At 66.9% G+C, this 17,672-nt stretch carries 13 protein-coding genes; 8 read left to right on the top strand and 5 right to left on the bottom strand.

The window, feature by feature from the left end; all coding sequences use genetic code 11:
• Nucleotides 1–248: 248 nt before the first annotated feature.
• Nucleotides 249–1,265: a sensor domain-containing diguanylate cyclase gene (locus U0023_RS18495; RefSeq protein ID WP_009492443.1), complete on the top strand. Its 1,017-nt coding sequence runs from the start codon at nt 249–251 to the stop codon at nt 1,263–1,265.
• 93 nt (nt 1,266–1,358) lie between these two features.
• Nucleotides 1,359–3,245 carry a metallophosphoesterase family protein gene (locus U0023_RS18490; RefSeq protein ID WP_009492441.1) on the top strand — a complete coding sequence of 629 codons (1,887 nt, stop codon included), beginning with the start codon at nt 1,359–1,361 and terminating at the stop codon, nt 3,243–3,245.
• On the opposite strand, the gene U0023_RS18485 is transcribed toward U0023_RS18490, so the two are convergent.
• Nucleotides 3,139–4,182, bottom strand: coding sequence for an AI-2E family transporter (locus tag U0023_RS18485; RefSeq protein ID WP_040639405.1), 1,044 nt, complete (start codon nt 4,180–4,182; stop codon nt 3,139–3,141). The two genes, U0023_RS18490 and U0023_RS18485, sit on opposite strands and share 107 nt — an antisense overlap.
• 198 nt (nt 4,183–4,380) lie before the next feature.
• A complete protein-coding gene (locus U0023_RS18480; RefSeq protein ID WP_009492437.1) occupies nt 4,381–5,400 on the bottom strand; it encodes a patatin-like phospholipase family protein in 1,020 nt (339 codons plus the stop codon).
• 373 nt (nt 5,401–5,773) lie between these two features.
• On the opposite strand from U0023_RS18480, the gene U0023_RS18475 reads away from it, so the two are divergent.
• Genes U0023_RS18475 through mnhG form a run of 6 tightly spaced genes read left to right on the top strand, consistent with a single transcriptional unit; the run spans nt 5,774 to nt 11,804 of the window.
• Nucleotides 5,774–8,710, top strand: coding sequence for a monovalent cation/H+ antiporter subunit A (locus U0023_RS18475; RefSeq protein WP_052600665.1), 2,937 nt, complete (start codon nt 5,774–5,776; stop codon nt 8,708–8,710).
• Nucleotides 8,710–9,054, top strand: a complete 345-nt coding sequence (locus tag U0023_RS18470; protein WP_040639245.1) for a Na+/H+ antiporter subunit C — start codon at nt 8,710–8,712, stop codon at nt 9,052–9,054. Before U0023_RS18475 ends, U0023_RS18470 begins: the two co-directional genes overlap by 1 nt.
• The gene (locus tag U0023_RS18465; RefSeq protein WP_009492430.1) at nt 9,051–10,670 is read left to right on the top strand and encodes a monovalent cation/H+ antiporter subunit D; all 1,620 of its coding nucleotides are present in this window, start codon (nt 9,051–9,053) and stop codon (nt 10,668–10,670) included. The genes U0023_RS18470 and U0023_RS18465 overlap by 4 nt, the downstream gene beginning before the upstream one ends.
• A complete protein-coding gene (locus tag U0023_RS18460; protein ID WP_009492428.1) occupies nt 10,667–11,155 on the top strand; it encodes a Na+/H+ antiporter subunit E in 489 nt (162 codons plus the stop codon). The genes U0023_RS18465 and U0023_RS18460 overlap by 4 nt, the downstream gene beginning before the upstream one ends.
• Nucleotides 11,152–11,433 (top strand): K+/H+ antiporter subunit F, encoded by a 282-nt coding sequence (locus tag U0023_RS18455; protein WP_009492426.1) that lies wholly within the window; start codon nt 11,152–11,154, stop codon nt 11,431–11,433. The genes U0023_RS18460 and U0023_RS18455 overlap by 4 nt, the downstream gene beginning before the upstream one ends.
• Nucleotides 11,430–11,804: a monovalent cation/H(+) antiporter subunit G gene (gene mnhG / locus U0023_RS18450; protein ID WP_009492424.1), complete on the top strand. Its 375-nt coding sequence runs from the start codon at nt 11,430–11,432 to the stop codon at nt 11,802–11,804. Before U0023_RS18455 ends, mnhG begins: the two co-directional genes overlap by 4 nt.
• Nucleotides 11,805–11,839: 35 nt before the next feature.
• On the opposite strand, the gene U0023_RS18445 is transcribed toward mnhG, so the two are convergent.
• From U0023_RS18445 to U0023_RS18435, 3 genes are all read right to left on the bottom strand, one after another.
• Nucleotides 11,840–12,082: a helix-turn-helix transcriptional regulator gene (locus U0023_RS18445; protein ID WP_009492422.1), complete on the bottom strand. Its 243-nt coding sequence runs from the start codon at nt 12,080–12,082 to the stop codon at nt 11,840–11,842.
• Between the two features lie 117 nt (nt 12,083–12,199).
• Entirely contained in the window at nt 12,200–12,958 is a 759-nt protein-coding gene (locus tag U0023_RS18440; RefSeq protein WP_009764408.1) for an outer membrane protein, read from the bottom strand.
• Nucleotides 12,959–13,097: 139 nt separating this feature from the next.
• Nucleotides 13,098–17,345, bottom strand: a complete 4,248-nt coding sequence (locus U0023_RS18435; RefSeq protein WP_322883757.1) for an Ig-like domain-containing protein — start codon at nt 17,343–17,345, stop codon at nt 13,098–13,100.
• Between the last annotated feature and the right edge of the window lie 327 nt (nt 17,346–17,672).

The raw sequence follows: 17,672 nt of genomic DNA, 5'->3' as shown, positions 1-17,672 counted from the left end.
GTCTGGGATCACCCCTTCAACACATGCGGCTCGGGCCCGGTTGCATCGCAAGCGCCTGCGCGCCGCGCCGAACACGGAAGGGGCACAGACGAAACGGCCAGGCTTGAAGCCTGAGCGTGACGACATACAATTGCGCGGAACCGGATCCTCTTTTCCGCAGGATCCGCCAGAGCCACAGTAGCCCGATAAGCCATGCTGATATAGGAGACGGCGGCTGAGCTCCCTTGCGCCCTGACAGGAAATCGAACGTGTTTGCCGTGCCCCAGCCCCCACCGAACGAAGCCGAACGGCTCGATGTCCTCTTTGCCTGCGGGATCCTCGATACGTCTCCGGATGAGCGGTTCGACCGCATCACCCGCCTGGCTGCCCAGTTCTACAAGGCGGACGCCGCGTTCATCGGCTTCATCGACGACCGCTATCAGTGGATGAAGTCGATCCAGGGGGAAGGCGTGGGTCCCTGGATCGAGAGGGAGCGATCGGTATGCCAGCTCGTGATCTCGTCGGGAGAACCCCTGGTCATCGGAGACATGCAGGCCGATTCACGGCTTGAGGGGCATCCGGTCGTTCCCCTCCTGCCCTTCCGCTTCTACGCCGGCGTGCCGCTCCTGACCGATGACGGTGCCGCGGTCGCATCTTTGTGCATCCTCAAGCGCGAGCCGCAGGTCGCCGACGGGTTCGACCTGTCCCCCTTGAAGGATCTCGGGGCGATCGCCGTGGACGAGCTCGAGCTCTGGCGGCTCAACCGGGAGCTGGAACGATCCTCCGCGACCGACGGCCTGACCGGCCTGGCGAACCGGCGCGCCTTCGACACGACCCTCGATCGGGCATGGCGGCGGCTCCAGCGCACCAGAGAGCCCCTTTCTCTCCTGCTGATGGACCTCGACTTCTTCAAGATCCTCAACGACCGGGCCGGGCATCCGGCGGGCGACGAGGCACTTCGGCAATTCGCCAAGATCCTGGCGGCAACAGTCAGCCGGCCCGACGACTTGGCGGCCCGCTATGGCGGCGAGGAATTCGCCCTCATCCTGCCGGATACCGACCATGCCGGGGCCCTGGCGGTTGCGCGGACGGTCCGGGATTCCCTCGCTTCGGCCCGGATCGCGCATGCGGGCGGCATCGGCGGGCGTCTGACCACGAGCATCGGGCTCGCGACCGTCGGCCCGGAGGATGTGGACTGCCCGGATGCCCTGGTGGCCCGGGCCGATGCGGCCCTGTACCGGGCCAAGCAGGAAGGCCGGGACCGCTGCGCCACATGGGGCGCCTGAGCTGGGGCGCCTGATCCGTCAGGCGCCATTCTCCTTTCCGCAGGCGGGCCCTATGATGGCCGCGCCGGCCTTTTCGGGCGGCAGGAGACGGCCATGGCGACGAAGTCCCAGCTCATTCAGGCGACCGGGAGCACGCAGGAGCCGCTCTCGTCGTCTCGGCGGCCTCTCCTGATCGATCCGCGCCGGGGCGACGTGGAGGACGATCTGGCGAGCACCAAGAGCCGCTCTCTCTTCGCCATCGGCGGGCGGCTTCTGGCGGAGATCAGCATCCCGAAGCTGATCCTGGCATGGACCATGCTGATCGGCCTTCCCGCCGTCCTCCTGGGGCTTGCGCCCCTGGTGGTCCTGGGCTGGGCGGCCACGTTCTCCGGGCAGGCCTCGACCGCGCTGGCCGGCATCTGGCCGCTTTTGATCCTCGCCGGCCTCGGCGCCCTCGCCTGGATCGGGGGCAAGCCCGTGCTGCGCGCGGCCGAACGGAGCTTCTGGTCGCTCAACGCCCTGGCCGTCCAGCCCGTCTACACCCTGTTCCGCGAAGGGTTGCGGCATATCGCCGGCAAGCTTGTCCCGGGTCGCCCGCCCCATCGGCTGACGCGCCTCTACGCAGTCGCCGCCCTGTGCGGCGGCCTGCTGGTGAGCGCCCTGGCGGGCTGCCTCGTGCTTCTCGCATGGCCGGAATCGCGCTGGGTCGGCGACGCGTGGGATCTCCTGACCCCGTTCCACCTGATCGTTCCGGCGCTCGCCAACGCGGCCGTCATCGTCGGGTGCTACGTGACCGGCGCCGCGCTCGTCTGGGCCGTGGCCGATGCGGCCCTGGGACGGCCCTCCGATCTCATGGCCTTCGACGCCATGCCGCCCGACGCCCGGACCTGGCGCGTCGCGCATCTGTCGGACCTCCATGCGGTCGGGGAGCGTTACGGGTTCCGCATCGAAAGCGGCCGGACGGGACCGCAGGGCAACGGGCAGATGAGGCAGGTCCTGGACAGGCTGGACGCGGTTCATGCGCGCGAGCCTCTGGATCTCGTCCTGATCACCGGCGACATGACGGATGCGGGCCGGCCCGGCGAATGGGCGGCGTTCATGGATGCCGTCGCCGATCATCCGGCCCTGGCCGAGCGTCTTCTGATCCTTCCCGGCAATCACGACGTGAACGTCGTCGACCGCGCCAATCCGGCCCGGCTGGAGCTCCCGACGAGCCCGGGCAAGCGCCTTCGTCAGTTGCGGACGCTCTCCATCATGGAAGCCCTGCACGGCGGCAGGGTCTTCTGCTTCGACACCGAGAGCGGCCGCCTCGGCACGACCTTGAGCGAGCGGCTCGCACCGTATCGGGACGACATCGCGGCCTTCGCCGACGACGGCGGCCTCCGCCGGTCGATGCGGCTGACGCGGATCTGGGACGACGTGTTTCCCATGATCGCCCCGCCGACGACCGAGGACGGGTTGGGCGTCGTGATCCTCAACTCGAACGCGGAGGCGCATTTCTCCTTCACCAATGCCCTGGGCCTCATCTCGGCCCTCCACGCGAAGGATCTGGCGGCCGCGATGGAGCTCTACCCGCGCGCCGGCTGGATCGTCGCGCTCCATCACCATCTCGTGGAATATCCCACGCCCGCGAAAGCCTTCTCCGAGCGCATCGGCACGGCCCTCATCAACGGAACCTGGTTCGTCGGGCAGCTTCGCCCCTTCGCCGACCGGCTGGTGGTGTTCCATGGACACCGGCACACCGAGTGGATCGGGCAATGCGGCGGCGTGCGGATCGTGTCCGCCTCCTCGCCGGTCATGAGCCCGTCACGGACCGGCGGCGTCTCGTTCTTCGTGCATGAACTTTCGGTCGGCGGCGGGACGCTGAAGCTCGCCTCCCCGGAGCGCATCGAGGTCAGGCTTCCCGACGGGTCCGGTCCGGAATGGGCGGATCCGTTTCCTCCGGCGGACCGAGCAGCATCGCCAGCCACCGGGTCGCCGGATCCTGGGCACAGAAGGTGAGAACGGCGATCGTGATCGGCAGGCCGATGAAGGTTCCCGGGATCCCCCAGAGGAATGTCCAGAGGAAGATGGAGAACAGCACCACGGAGGGAGACATGGCGAGAACGCTGCCCGACAGGCGCGGCTCGATATAGCTCCCGACGACGAACTGAATGACGTTCAGGCAGGCGAAGACGACGATGACCGCCTGCCACGTGTCGAACTCGACCATGGCGAGCAGGGTCGGAAACAGCGTCGCGATGAACGGGCCGATGAACGGGATGTAGTTCAGCGTGAAGGCGATCACGCCCCATTCCTGAGCGAGCGGCAGCCCGAACAGCACCGCGAAGGCCCAGACGAGCGCACCCGTGAGAATGCTCATCAGGGTCCGGACCACCATGTAGCGCCGGATCTTCACGCCGGTTTCCGCGCTTCCGGCGAGCAGGACCCGCGCGATGCGGCGGTTCGGGAGAGCATTGACTTTCCTGGCCGTCGCCTCGACCTCCAGGAGGCCGAGGATCACGTAGACGAGAACGACGAGCCAGAAGCTCAGGGTGGTGTTCACCTGGCTGGTAAGCTTCTGCGTCAGGCCGACGAGCCAGCCGATGTTGAAGTGATCGGCCCAGAGACTCGCCACGGCGACCCCTCTTTCCTCGAGCCAGAACGACATCTGGTTGTAAAGCTCCTGGAAGCGGCCCAGGTTGGACAGGATCCACCGCCCGACGCGTCCGAAGGACCAGACGATGAGAGAGGCGAAGCCGCTGAACGCGACCACGACCAGCAGGATGCTGACGGCCAGGGCGACGAGGCGCGGAATATAGGCCTGAAGCCGGAACTGTAGGGGCCAGACGAGCGCGATCAGGAACAGCGCAAAGGCGAATGGAGCAATCACGGCCTCGGCCACATAGATCGCACCGAGAAGAGCCAGGACCACGAGGGTGATCAACGGCCAATGCATCGACGACCGATGAAGAGGGACGCCATGCGATGATTCCGCGGGAGCCTGCAGCCGATTCATATCGTCCTTCTCCCTTGGTCGGTGGCGCCGCGTCGCGTGCAAAGGACGTCGCGTGTGGTCCTCGTTTGCCGATAGGAAGATGTCCCGATCCCATCGGCAACTCAAGTTCCGCTCATGGCTGGATGGGATCCGCGCGATTCAGCACTCCGCCAGCAGGACATCCAGATCGGCTGTCGAGCGCTCGCCCAGGTCGTCGGCACGCGTGTCCAGGAACTCACTCGCGGCGCGTCGTCCCTCATTCCGCAGCATCAACACGAATTCGCGCTCGCCATTGAGCTTCGACGAGGCGCCGAACTCGGCCAGCATGTCGCTCCGGATCCGGTGCGTGCGCATGCGGGCCCAGCGCGCGCCCTCGCCGGTTCCGGGATCCGCCACCTGGCGCAGCAGGGCGATCATCCGGAGTTCCTTCATCAGGGGAGAGTTGAAGGAAATCTCGTTGAGGCGATTGAGGATGTCGGACGCCGTTCGAGGCATTTCCTTGCGCTCGGGCGGATTGATCTGAACCAGGATGGTGTCGTGCGCATCCGTCTCGCGGACCAGCGGCGTGATGGTGGGATTGCCCACGTAACCGCCGTCCCAATAAAGCTCGCCGTCGATCTCGATGGCCGCGAACATCGTCGGCAGGCAGGCGGAGGCCAGGAGGACATCGGGTGTGATTTCGCCATTGCGGAAGATGCGGCCGCGTCCCGTTCGCACGCTCGTCGCCGTGACGAACAGCTGGATCGGGGACGCGACCAGGCGTTCGAAATCGATGCTCTCGGCCAGGATCCGACGCAGGGGATTGAACCCGGACGGGTTGAGGTCGGAGGGAGCGAGAAGCCGCGAGGCCAAGTCCATCGCCACATAGGCCGGGGACGTGTCGAGGGTCCACCGGCCCATGAGCCGGTCCAGGGGAGACCGCTGCAAGGGACTGAAGGCCGCGGCCCGCGACACGCGATCCCAATACCGGTCGAGGGCATCGCGTGCCCCCTCCGCGCCGCCTTCGAGCCAGCCATCCGCCAGGACCGCGGCGTTCATCGCGCCGGCCGATGTGCCTGAAATACCCGTGATGTGAAGCCAGGACTCTTCGAGAAGCCGGTCCAGCACGCCCCAGGTGAAGGCGCCGTGAGATCCTCCGCCCTGAAGGGCCAGATCCACCAGGACCGGACTCCGTTTCATGCTGCACCTCCGATGCGAGACGGGCTCGCGCAACCTGGGCAGCCATCATGCGAGCGCCGGCTGTCGGAAATGCGGCAGGCAACGGAGCGCCGACACCACGCGCGATGCACCAGTCAAGAGAGCGTGCATCGCCTGCGTCAAATCGGAACGACACGGGACAAAATCGCGAAAAGGTGTCCGGCTCGAACGAACTCTGCACCATATAAGGTCGAGCGCCATGTTTCGGGAAAGGCGGCTTCATGCCTTCGCCCGACCGTCACTTTTTTTAGCAAAGCTCTTGCAACCCGGCCGCTATGTCAACCATATTGGGCGATATCGCGCAAAAGTCGGAGTTTTTGCCCCGCTCCCCACCCGGAAGGAGATCGCTCAATCCATGTCCAGTGGCCTGCCCCTCCTGGCCATCGTCGCCCTTCCTTTCATCGGGAGCCTCGTTGCCACCTTCCTGCGCCAGGATGCGCGTAACGGTGCGGCCTTTCTGGCCGGCGCCGTGGCGCTCTTCGGTGCGATCCTGACGGCCTTCCAATATCCTGCGGTCGGCCGCGGCGGAGTTCTGCACGCCATCATCCCCTGGATACCGAGCCTGGGGCTGGACTTCAGCCTGAGGATGGACGGCTTCACCTGGCTGTTTTCCATGCTGGTGACCAGCATCGGCTTCCTGGTGGCGCTCTACGCGCGCTACTACATGTCCCCGGCCGATCCGGTGCCGCGCTTCTTCGCGTTCCTGCTCGCGTTCATGGGCGCCATGCTGGGCATCGTGCTCTCGGGCAACCTGATCCAGCTCGTCTTCTTCTGGGAGCTGACCAGCCTCTTCTCGTTCCTGCTGATCGGCTACTGGCATCACAATGCCAGCGCGCGCGACGGGGCGCGCATGGCGCTCACCGTCACGGCCACGGGTGGCCTGTGCCTGCTCGTCGGCGTCCTTCTGCTCGGCCACATCGCGGGCAGCTACGATCTCGACAAGGTGCTCGCCTCCGGCGATCAGGTCCGCGCCAGCAGCCTCTATCTTCCGACCCTGATCCTGGTGCTGCTGGGAGCGCTCACGAAGAGCGCCCAGTTCCCGTTCCACTTCTGGCTGCCCCACGCCATGGCGGCGCCGACGCCGGTCTCGGCCTATCTCCACTCCGCAACGATGGTGAAGGCGGGCGTGTTCCTGCTCACCCTTCTCTGGCCGGTGCTGTCCGGCACGGAAGCCTGGTTCTACATCGTCGTCACGGCGGGCCTCAGCACGCTGCTGCTCGGAGCATACTCGGCCATCTTCCAGCAGGATCTGAAAGGATTGCTGGCCTATTCCACCATCAGCCATCTCGGCCTGATCACCCTGCTCCTCGGCCTCGGCAGCCCGCTCGCGGCGGTCGCCGCCATCTTCCACACCATGAACCATGCGACCTTCAAGGCCTCGCTCTTCATGGCCGCCGGCATCATCGACCACGAGACCGGCACCCGCGACATCAGGCGCCTGAGCGGCCTGTTCCGGTTCATGCCGATCACCGCGACCCTCGCGATGGTCGCGGCCGCCGCCATGGCCGGCGTGCCGCTCCTCAACGGCTTCCTGTCGAAGGAGATGTTCTTCGCCGAAGCAGCCGAGTCCCACGTGGATTCGCTGCTGGACGATTCCCTGCCCTACTTCGCCATGCTGGCGAGTGCCTTCAGCGTCGCCTATTCCCTGCGCTTCATCCACGGCGTGTTCTTCGGCCCACCGCCGACAGACCTGCCGCGCATCCCGCACGAGCCGCCGCACTGGATGCGCTTCCCCATCGAGCTTTTGGTCCTGGTGTGCCTGCTCGTCGGCATTCTTCCGGCCATGACCATCAAGCCGTTCCTCGCGGCGGCCGTTTGGGCGGTCCTGGGGCCTGAGACCCCGTATTACAGCCTTGCCGTCTGGCACGGCTTCAACGAGCCCCTGCTCATGAGCGTGATCGCCCTGGCCGGCGGCCTGATCCTGTACTGGCTGCTGCAGGGATATCTCGCCAAGGGCATCGAAGGCCCGCCCCTGATACGTCGCCTCAAGGGACAGCGCATCTTCGAGCGCGTGCTCGTCGAGGTGTCGTGGCGGTGGGCGCGGTCGCTGGAGCGCCTGTTCGCCACCCAGCGCCTCCAGCCGCAATTGCGTCTGCTGGTCGCCTTCGCGGTCTTGGCGGCCCTGTGGCCGCTCTACCGGCACGGGCTCGAGGTCGGGTCACGGCCGGACCTCGCCTTCGACCCTGCCTTTCTCCTGCTCTGGGTCGTCGGCGGCCTCTGCGCCATCGGGGCCGCCCATCAGGCCAAGTTCCATCGTCTCGCGGCCCTGGTGCTCGTGGGCGGCGCGGGTCTCGTCACCTGCATCACCTTCGTGTGGTTCTCGGCCCCCGACCTCGCCATCACGCAGCTCCTCGTCGAGATCGTCACGACGGTGCTGATCCTTCTCGGCCTGCGTTGGCTGCCGAAGCGGATCGAGACGGCGGGCGACGATCTGTCGATGGGGATCCGCGCGAGGGTGCGCCGCGCCCGGGACCTGATGCTGGCCGTCGCGGCCGGCGCGGGCATGTCGCTGGTCGCCTACGCGATGCTCACGCGGCCGCTCCCCGACACGGTCTCGCGCTACTTCGTCGAGAACGCCTATGCGGAGGGAGGCGGGCGCAACATCGTCAACGTCATCCTGGTCGATTTCCGCGGCTTCGACACCTTCGGGGAGATCGTCGTGCTGGCGGTCGTCGCGGTCACCGTCTTCTCGCTGCTGCGTCGGTTCCGCCCTGCGCCGGAAAGCGTCGAGGCGCCGGAGCAGCAGCAGGTCCAGGACGCCTACGACATCGCAAGGCCCGACCGGTCCGTCGGCGACACCCTGGCCGATTACCTGACGATCCCGTCGATCATCATGCAGTGGCTGTTTCCCGTCATCGGCATCGTCGCGATCTATCTCTTCCTGCGCGGCCACGACCTGCCGGGTGGAGGCTTCGCGGCCGGCGTCACGATGTCGATCGCGCTGATCCTGCAATACATGGCGGGAGGCACCCGGTGGCTCGAGGCGCGGCTCAGGATCCTGCCGATCCGGTGGATGGGCTTCGGCCTGCTCTGCGCGGCCTTCACGGGCCTCGGCGCCCTGCTCTTCGGCTATCCGTTCCTGACGTCGCATTTCCAGTACCTGGACCTGCCGGTGATCGGGAAGGTCCCCGCCGCCTCCGCGCTCCTGTTCGATCTCGGCGTCTTCGCGGTCGTGGTCGGCGCCACGGTGCTCATCCTGATCGCCTTGGCGCACCAGTCGCTCCGCGTCCCGCGAGCCGCCCGGCCGCCCGTCCCGACCGCGCCGTCCGGCCTAACGAAGGAGAATGCATGATGGAGCTCATCTTCGCCCTTGCCATCGGCATTCTCACCGCCTCGGGCGTGTGGCTGCTGCTGCGCCCCCGCACATTCCAGGTCATCATCGGCCTGTCCCTGGTCTCCTATGCGGTGAACCTGTTCATCTTCGGCATGGGCCGGCTTCGCATCGGAGCGCCGCCGGTGCTGGAGAGCGCCGAGGCCGTCGATCCGGCCCTCTATGCCGATCCGTTGCCGCAGGCACTGGTCCTCACCGCCATCGTCATCAGCTTCGCGATGACGGCCCTGTTTCTCGTCGTCCTTCTGGCCTCGCGGGGGCTCACGGGAACCGACCACGTCGACGGTCGGGAGGATGTGCGATGAAGGACATGATCGACCACCTGATCATCGTGCCGATCGTGCTGCCGCTCGTCTCCGGAGCGCTGATGCTGCTCCTCGAGGAGCGTCGCCGCGCCCTCAAGGGCGGAATCGGCATCGCCACGACGGTGATCCTGCTCGTCGTTTCCATCTTCCTGCTGCAGCAGGCGGACGAGATGGCTCCGGGATCCGGCGTCCGGACCTACCAGCTCGGGAACTGGCCGGCCCCGTTCGGCATCGTGCTGGTGCTCGACCGCCTCGCCGCGCTCATGCTCGTGCTGACGAGCGTGCTCGGCATCGCGTCGCTGTTGTATGCGCTGGCGCGCTGGCACCGCGCGGGACCGCGCTTCCACACGATCTTCCAGATCCAGCTCATGGGCCTCAACGGCGCCTTCCTGACCGGCGACCTGTTCAACCTGTTCGTGTTCTTCGAGGTCCTGCTCGCCGCGTCCTATGGTCTTGTCCTGCACGGGGACGGGAAGGCGCGCGTGCGCGCGGGCCTTGCCTACATCGCCATCAATCTCACGGCATCCCTGCTCTTCCTGATCGGTGCGAGTCTTGCCTATGGCATCACCGGCACCCTCAACATGGCGGATCTGGCGAGCCGCGTTCCCGGCCTCGCGCCGGGAGACGCGGCTCTCCTGGCCGCCGCCGCGGCGATCCTCGGCACCGCCTTCCTGATGAAGGCCGGCACCTGGCCGCTGAATTTCTGGCTCCCGACCACCTATGCCGCCGCCTCCGCGCCGGCCGCCGCCATGTTCGCGATCATGAGCAAGCTCGGTGTCTATGTCATCCTGCGCCTGTGGAGCCTGGTCTTCGGTCCCGGGGCCGGTCCTCTCGCCGGGTTCGGCGGAGACTGGCTCCTCATCGGCGGCATGCTGACCATCGTGTTCGGCATGGTCGGCGTGCTCGCCTCGCAATCCCTGCCGCGGCTCGCGGGCTGCAGCGTCCTCGTCTCATCCGGAACCCTGGTGGCCGCCATCGGCATCGGGAACGGCTCCGTCATCGGCTCGGCCCTGTTCTATCTCGTCAGCTCCACCCTGGGCATCGCGGCCCTCTTCCTGCTCGTCGAGCTGGTCGAGCGCCTGCGCGATCCAGGCGCCGACGTGCTGGCCGTCACCATGGAGGCCTATGGCGATACCGACGACGACCCCGAGGAGGAGATCGGCGTGGCCATCCCGGCGACCATCGCGCTCCTGGGCGGCAGCTTCATCGCCTGCGCGCTTCTTCTGGCGGGCCTGCCGCCCTTGTCCGGCTTCGTCGCCAAGTTCGGCATGATGGCCGCCATGCTGAAGACGAACGGCGCGGCGGTGCCGGTCTCGGCCTGGGTGCTGATCGCCCTCCTGACGGTGTCGGGACTGGCGACGCTGATCGCCATGACGCGAAGCGGCATCACGTCGTTCTGGGCGCGCATGAGCGACAGCGTTCCCCGGGTGCGGATCATCGAGATGACGCCCGTCGTCGCGCTCCTGCTGCTCGCCCTCGGCCTCACCGTCGGGGGCGGCCCGGCCATGCGCTACATGGAGGCGACCGCGCAGGCCCTGCAGGCGCCCCAGGGCTACGTGGCGGGCGTGCTCGCCGCACCGCGCGCCGGCGAGGGCGTCGAGGAGACCCGCCCATGAGCTGGTTCCTGCCCTACCCGCTCCTGTCGGCCGCCCTGCTCGGCCTGTGGCTCCTGCTCAACCAGAGCGTTTCGCCCGGCCAGATCGTCCTCGGCGCCGTCCTGGCCGTTCTCGGGGCCTGGGCCATGGCGGCCCTGCGGCCCGAGAAGCCGCGCATCCGCCGTCCCGGAGCGGCCCTGCGGCTTGCCGGGATGGTTTTCGTCGACATCCTGCGGTCGAACCTCGCCGTCGGCCGGATCATCGTGCGCTCGCGCCAGCCCGGCGTGAACGCCGGCTTCCTGACGATCCCCCTCGACATGCGCAGCCGGCACGGTCTTGCGGTGCTGTCCATCATCATCACGTCCACCCCCGGAACGATCTGGGTGAACTACGACACCGCCAAGGGCACCCTGTTGCTGCACGTGCTGGATCTGGTCGACGAGACGGCCTGGATCCGCCTCATCAAGGACCGCTACGAGCGGCTGCTGATGGAGATCTTCGAATGAGCGCCCTCATCCTCGCATGGGCCGTCACGGGCGCGCAGCTCCTGCTCGGTCTCGCCATGTGCTGCGCCACCTACCGCCTCGTCGTGGGACCCCGCGCCCAGGACAGGATCCTCGGCCTGGATACGCTCTACGTGAACGCGATGCTGCTGCTCGTCACCTTCGGCATCCGCGCCGGCAGCAGCCTGTATTTCGAGGCGGCGCTGATCATCGGGCTTCTCGGTTTCGTCGCGACCGTGGCGCTCGCCAAGTTCCTCATGCGCGGAGAGGTGATCGAATGAGCATGGCGAGCGAACTTCCGGCCTGGGCCGCCCTGCCGGCGGCCATCCTCGTCCTGCTCGGCGCGGCCGTCACCCTGATCGGATCGGTCGGGCTCCTGCGGCTCGGCACCTTCTATGCGAGGGTCCACGCCCCGACGCTCGGCACGACCTTCGGGATGGGCTGCATCCTGGCCGCGTCCGCCCTGTGCTTCAGCGTCCTTGAAGGAAAGCTCGTCATCCACGAGATCCTGATCGCCGCCTTCGTCACGCTGACCACGCCGGTGACGCTGATGCTGCTCGCGAGGGCGTCCCTCTACCGCGATCGGACGGAGGGCAACAGGGACGTACCGGGTTCCGACGACGTCGAGGACCTGATGCCGCCGAAGGCATGAGCGGAGTTTCGCCTGCGGCGTCCCACAGGCGTGCTTCAGGCGATGGGATTGCGAAGGCGCACCCCGGGACCGGCCTCGTCCGGCGGGATCAGCACGACCCCGCCGCGTTCCAGCGCCGCCACGACCTGGAGCGCCGTCGCCGAGTGGAGATGATGGCGACCGTTCTCGAAATCACGGATGGTGCTGCGCGACACGTCCGCCCGGGCAGCGAGTTCTTCCTGGGTCCAGTCCAGGAGCCCGCGGGCGGCCCGGCACTGTTCTGCGAGTAGTAGCGGCATTCCGGATGCTCTTACCCGGGCGACTCCAAGTCACCCATTATGGTTGAATCTAGAGCATCGACCCCGAAAGTGGAATGCCCCTCGGGATCGATCCGGATTACGGTAAGAGACCTGAGTTCAGAACCGGACGTTGAGGCCGAGGCGGCTGATCCAGCCGTCGTTCCTGAAGCGGTAGCTTGCCTGATCGCCGCCGCGCGCGAGCGTCAGCGTCTCGTCCTGAAGCCGGTAGTACAGCGTCTCGCTCTTGAGCGAGAGCGCCGGCGTCAGCCGGTGCTCCGAGCCGCCGCCGACCACGAACCCGGCCGTCCAGTCGTCGCCGCTCGCCTGCGGGCCCACGCCCAGCGGCACCACCGTGATCCGCGCCGCCCGCTCCACCTGCGCCAGCGCCAGGCCGCCCGTCACATACACCAGCGTCTCCTGCACCATCGGCAGCAGGCTCGGCAGCGTCACGCCGACCCGGCCCTTCACCGTGCCGAACCAGTTCATCTGCGAGCTCAGCTCCGTGCGCAGCCCGAACCCGCCATCGCTGCCGAAGCCGCTGCGGCTGCGGCCCACGTCCATCGCCGTCAGGTCCGCCTCCAGGCCCGCCACCACGCGGCCGACCTGCCACAGATAGCCGAGCTGCGCCCCGCCGCCGAGGCCGGAGCCGCTCAGGCCCGCCCGGGTCGGCAGCGCCGCCGGCGCCACCCCGACCACGCCGGTGCGCTCCGCCTCGCCGCTGTCGCCGATCCAGGCGCCGTGCACGCCGGCATAGAACCCGCTCCAATCGACCGCGAGCGGCGCCGCCGGCGGCACGGGGGCCGAACGGGCCGGCAGGTCGGCCGCCAGGGCCGGGCCGGCGAGCAGGGCGGACAGGGACAACACGAGGCGCTTCATGAGGATCTCCGGACAGAGCAGCGGACGAGAGACGGTTCGGGGCAAAGCCGTCGGGGCGGGAGAAGGCCGGGCGGTTCATGTCCCGCCCGGCCCAGTGGCAGAGGATCCCCGTCAGAGGATCCCCGTCAGAGGATCACGGTCAGAGGATCACGTCGCCGAAGGCGAACTTGCCGACGATCTTGATCTCGAAGTCGGCCCGGCCGTCGCCGTTGACGTCGCCCATCAGGATGCCGCGGTCGAAGCGCAGCTCGCCGGCCTTGCCGGTGAAGCCGGCCTTCAGGACATGCGCGCTTTCCTGCGCGAGCAGGAAGGGACCGTCGGCGCCGGCCCAGACGAACTTCTGATTGCCCTTGCGCAGCGTGTTGGCATCGATGTCGCGCAGGTCGATCCTGTCCCGTCCGGACTGGAAGTCGGCGATGACGTCGCGCTGCGATCCGACCTTGCTGTCCTTGACCGCGCTGAAGACGAACACGTCCTTGCCGGCGCCGCCCCACATCGTGTCGCGGCCGAGCCCGCCGGCGAGGCGGTCGTTGCCCTCGCCGCCGAGCAAAGTGTCGTTGCCGGATTCCCCCAGCAGATGGTCGTTGCCGGCGCCGCCCTCGAGCCGGTCATGGCCGGTGCCGCCGTAAAGCCAGTCATGGCCGCTGCCGCCGAAGAGCCAGTCGTTGCCCTCCCCGCCCGAGACGGTGTCGTTGCCGGCGTCGCCATAGAGCCAGTCGTTGCCGCCATGCGAGCCGATGTAGTCGTCGCCGCCGCCGCCATGCAGCGTGTCGTCGTCGGCGCCGAGCACGATGTGCTGGTTGGCGCTGTCGCCGAACACCACCTGCGCGCCCGCGCCGCCGGTGATCGTCACCGCGCCGATCACCGCGGCGAAGTCGACGTTGTCGAGCTGGAGGTGGGTGCCCGGCGGCAGCCCGCTGGTGTCGATCACCAGGGCGGTCTGGGGCAGGCCGGGCGCGGCCGGGGTGCCGGAGATCAGCAACGGCTGGCCCGGGGCCGAAAGGCTGCCGGGCAGCATCGTGGGCGTGATCGTCTGCACGATCAGCGGGCGGTCGCCCGGCAGCAGGCCGAGGAAGCCGGCCCCGCCCCCGGCAAGCTGCCCCTGATCGGGCGACCCGGCTGGGGTATGGGCCTGGATCTCGCGGATCAGGTCGGAGAGCGAGGTGCCCGCGGTCTTCGGCGCGGCCGGGCCGCTGACCTGCAGGCCGTAGCCCACCGGCAGCTGCGCCAGGAGCACGGTTTGCCCGCCGGACGTCACCAGCGGAATGTCGGCAAGGCCCGCGGTCCCGTCCGTGTCAACACGACCGGACGTCACCACCGGGATCGTGAGGGTCCGACCCGTGCTGCCGTCCGGATAAGTGATGGGAGAGACCACCACGTTCAGGCCGTCGGTTTGGCGCGTATCGACGCTGTAGGGCAGCGAGGCGGTGCCGGCGACCGGTGCATTGCCGGCTGCATCGCTCCAGCCGGTGCCGACCGTGATCAGGTTGTGGCTCGTGGCCTGGTTTCCGTTCGGGGTCAGGATGGCGGTGTAGACGCGCGGATCCGTTCCCGATGCCGTCAGGGCTGAGAGCGTGCCGTTCTCAACCGTCACGTCCGCGATCGAGAAGCCCACCGGCACTTCCGAGAACGTGAAGGTGACGACGGCGCTCTGGCCGAGGGCCAATTGGGTGGAGGACAACGCGATGGCGACCGTCGGCGCCTGACTGTCGAGGGTGAAGCTCAGTGCGTCCGACACCAGCGAGACGTTGCCGGCTTGGCTCGTCTGGCGCACCTGGACCTGATGCGCTCCGTCGCCGATCAGGGTCAGGCTGTTGCCGGTGCCGGTGGTCCAGCTGTGACCATTGTCGGTGGTGTACTGCCAGGCCGCGTCGCTCTCGAGCCCCGAGACGATCACCACGCCGGAATTGGTCAGCCCGTCGCCGTCGATGCCGCTGTCATGCGCCAGAGACAGGCGCGGTGCCGTCGGCGTGCCGGTGTCGAGCGTGTAGGATCGGACTGTGGTCCCACCCTGGTTGCCGGCTAGGTCGACTACCTTGAAATGCAGTGCGTTGCTCCCGGCTTCCAAGGTCACGCCGGTCCAAACGATCGAGGTCCCGTTCACCATGGCGGTGATGTCGGTCCAGTGCCGGCCGCCATCGACCGAGCCGTACAGGGTATCGCCCGCCGCGAGGGCACTGGATAGGGTTGCGGTCACGGTCTGATCGGCGACCGTGGTGACGAAATCGCTGTCCGAGGCTCCTGTGTCGGACGAGAGCATCAGCGCACCGACGGTGATCGATGGCGACGTCGTGTCGAGGACATAGGCATGCGAGAAGACGTTCCCGCTGTTACCCGCCATATCCTCGACCTTGACCAGCAGGGTGCCGCTGCCCGTGAGCATCACGCCGCTCAGCGACCAGCTCATGGTGCCGACGGCATGAGTGGCATGGACCCAGCTCTGGCCATTGTCGAGAGAAACCAAGACGGTGTCGCCATTCTCAGTGGCCGCGTCCAGGGTGCCGCTGATGGTCTGCATGGCGTGGTTCGTCACGAAGTCGGTGTTCGATGAACCGCTGTCGTTCGAGAACGCCGCACTGGCAACTCCCGTCGGCGCCGTCCGGTCGATCGTTATCACCAATGCACCCGACGCCGTACTCGTATTGCCGTTGGCATCGATCGCGACCGCGATGATCGTGTGCGTGCCTTCGGCCAGACCGGCGGCCGCGATGCTGTACGTGCCCCCGGTGGCGGTCACGTGGCCGATCTCGACGACACCGGCGTACAGCCTGACGGTCGTACCGTCCTCGGCGCTGCCGGTGAAGGTCAACACGTTCTTGTTGGTGATCTGGTCGCGGTTCGAGGCGCCCGTATCGTCTCCAGCGGCGAGAGCCGGAGCGCCCGGGGTGCTCGGCGCGAGAGTGTCGAAAGCGAATGACAGGCTGGCATCGGAGCCCGTATTGCCCGCTGCATCCTGGTAGCCGGCACCCTGGACCGAGATGCTGGCGCTGCCATTGTTCGTGTATGCCGCGGGCGTGAAGATCGCCGTCCGTGTGGTGCCCGTGCCCGAGATCGCCGACAGGGTGCCGCCGACGACGACGATGTCGCCGCTGCTGCCATCCCAGCTGAAGCTCGACCCCGGATCCTCACTGAATGTGAACGTGATAGTAGCGGTCTCACCGGCCTTCAGGAACGGCTTGTCGCAGGTAATGCTCACCGTGGGTGGCGACGTGTCGACAATGATCGACGGAGAGGCGCCAGCGCCGCCCAGATTGCCGGCGGCATCCGCATAGGAGCCGGCCGCGACCGTTATGCTCGCAGGGCCGTTGTTGGTGTTCGTATTCGGCGTGAAGGTGGCCGTTCGTACGGTTCCCGAACCCGACAGCCCGGACAGGGTCCCGCCGCTGACGGTGATATCGGCCCCCGTGAAGCTGCCCCCCGGATCCTCGCTGAACGTGAAGGTTATGGTGGCCGTCTCACCGGCCTTAAGGGACTGCGCGCTGCTGGAGATGGTGACCGTCGGTGCGACGCCGTCAACGAGGACATTCGCGGTCGACCCTACATTGGTCAGGGTCGTCGAAGCATTGTTGCCTGCTGCATCCTTGATCGTTCCACCGTTGAGCTGGAGGGAGCCGATCATGATGCCATCGACATCGACCTGTCCCGGCAGGACGGTGTAGCGGAAGGTCAGCGCACTTGTCCCGGAGCCGCTCACGTAATCGGCATAGACCGTCTGGCTCCCGATTGTGAGTTGGATTCTCGGATGGCCGCCCGTGACGTCGACGGTTGCGGCCTCGTTGAAATTCACAGTGAACATCAGAGCCTGGCCAGAGGCATAGGTCTTGGTCGCAGGCACGGTGACTGAGATGATGGATGGCCCCGTCACATCCGCAGGCTGGATGTTCTCCAGGACGATGTTGTCAACCAATCCACAGAACTCACCCGGCGTGGCGTTGTTGGGTGTAATATCGGTGTCGGCCGTAATCGTGAAGGACCGGATGCCGAGGAATCCCGATCCGAAAAATGTGACGAAGGCACCTTCATCGAGAAGGTTGACTGTCTGGTAGGAACCGTTATCGGCTGTAATTCTAAGGATCTGTGTGGTCCCGGGGTTCGGATTGAACAGGTAAAGGGACCTCAAATCGAAGGTGTGGGGCTGCAGGCCGTTAGCGCTGTCGGTCGCATGAATCCTGAGTGACGTCTCCGGGACGTTAGTACCAAGGGGCAGACCTTTGCCCATTGGAACGTTGTCAAAATAGACAGGCTCCGTGAGAACCCCACTCTCGGTCTCGAACACCAGCCGCACACTGGCAGCAGAGTTCAAGACATAGCTGCCTGTCTTGCTTACCCAGTCGAAGCCGGTCAACGTTCCGCTGCCAGGTTCGAAAGAGTAGGTGCCGTTGACCATTGGTGCCCCCTTGGCGCCTGCGCACCCCATCGGATGGGGATCCTCTCGGAGCCGGTGGACCAAGGGCGCAGATGGTAATTACGTTTCACATGTTGGGAACTGCCCGCCACCGCACAGGTTTCGGCAGGAAAACTGTGAGCCAACAAGCCCAAGTTCCGCAGAGGAACCTGCTCAAGACGGAGGGTTAGTGTCAATGCGACGAGGGATACATTCTTAACAGGGGCGACAGAAACAACAGGGGTGTTGCATTTGTGCGCATCGTTCCAGGGACGGACCAGGACCGGCTGTCGGTTCGGATCGAAAGCGCTCGCCGCTCCACGGCAATGA

It is taken from the genome of Microvirga lotononidis (assembly GCF_034627025.1).
GTDB classification, from domain to species: domain Bacteria; phylum Pseudomonadota; class Alphaproteobacteria; order Rhizobiales; family Beijerinckiaceae; genus Microvirga; species Microvirga lotononidis.
Note: the sequence above shows the minus strand (reverse complement) of the source record. Positions and strands in the feature narration are given on the sequence as shown.

Excerpts from the sequence above, each read along its gene's own strand:
- mnhG (WP_009492424.1), top strand. The coding sequence starts at position 11,430 with ATGAGCATGGCGAGCGAACTTCCGGCCTGGGCCGCCCTGCCGGCGGCC.
- U0023_RS18455 (WP_009492426.1), top strand. The coding sequence starts at position 11,152 with ATGAGCGCCCTCATCCTCGCATGGGCCGTCACGGGCGCGCAGCTCCTG.
- U0023_RS18465 (WP_009492430.1), top strand. The coding sequence starts at position 9,051 with ATGAAGGACATGATCGACCACCTGATCATCGTGCCGATCGTGCTGCCG.
- U0023_RS18470 (WP_040639245.1), top strand. The coding sequence starts at position 8,710 with ATGGAGCTCATCTTCGCCCTTGCCATCGGCATTCTCACCGCCTCGGGC.
- U0023_RS18440 (WP_009764408.1), bottom strand. The coding sequence starts at position 12,958 with ATGAAGCGCCTCGTGTTGTCCCTGTCCGCCCTGCTCGCCGGCCCGGCC.
- U0023_RS18475 (WP_052600665.1), top strand. The coding sequence starts at position 5,774 with ATGTCCAGTGGCCTGCCCCTCCTGGCCATCGTCGCCCTTCCTTTCATC.
- U0023_RS18480 (WP_009492437.1), bottom strand. The coding sequence starts at position 5,400 with ATGAAACGGAGTCCGGTCCTGGTGGATCTGGCCCTTCAGGGCGGAGGA.
- U0023_RS18485 (WP_040639405.1), bottom strand. The coding sequence starts at position 4,182 with ATGCATTGGCCGTTGATCACCCTCGTGGTCCTGGCTCTTCTCGGTGCG.
- U0023_RS18435 (WP_322883757.1), bottom strand. The coding sequence starts at position 17,345 with ATGGTCAACGGCACCTACTCTTTCGAACCTGGCAGCGGAACGTTGACC.
- U0023_RS18460 (WP_009492428.1), top strand. The coding sequence starts at position 10,667 with ATGAGCTGGTTCCTGCCCTACCCGCTCCTGTCGGCCGCCCTGCTCGGC.
- U0023_RS18445 (WP_009492422.1), bottom strand. The coding sequence starts at position 12,082 with ATGCCGCTACTACTCGCAGAACAGTGCCGGGCCGCCCGCGGGCTCCTG.
- U0023_RS18490 (WP_009492441.1), top strand. The coding sequence starts at position 1,359 with ATGGCGACGAAGTCCCAGCTCATTCAGGCGACCGGGAGCACGCAGGAG.